The 258-nt window shown below is 56.2% G+C and carries 1 protein-coding gene; it reads right to left on the bottom strand.

Features of this window, described 5'->3' with window-relative positions; genetic code table 11:
- Window positions 1-222 (bottom strand): hypothetical protein (locus SB724_RS20820; protein WP_486304062.1); only part of this gene is annotated, 222 nt, incomplete at its 3' end.
- Window positions 223-258: the final 36 nt, after the last annotated feature.

Below are 258 nucleotides of genomic sequence, written 5' to 3'. Positions count from 1 at the left end.
CGTCTTGTCGAGACCGCCCAGAAACGGTTCAACACGGGCCGGCCGCATCGCGAGAAGCATGCCGGCACTCATGCACCCGATGGCGAGAATGCCGGTGAAGTTGATCATCGATAGCTGCAAGGCACGAAACGCCTGGAGTGCGCTCGAGAAATCATCGGCGAGAAGCCACAGCAGGCTCAGTGCCAATAACAGAAAGAGATAGGCAAGCCTGATGTTCTTCATAAGTTCGATCCTCAGCAGCGGTTCGTTTGTTTCGCC

This window comes from Bacillus sp. SIMBA_031 (assembly GCF_046535225.1).
In the GTDB taxonomy this organism is placed as follows: Bacteria; Bacillota; Bacilli; order Bacillales; family Bacillaceae; genus Bacillus; species Bacillus velezensis.
This window is presented reverse-complemented; position numbering and strand designations above follow the sequence as displayed.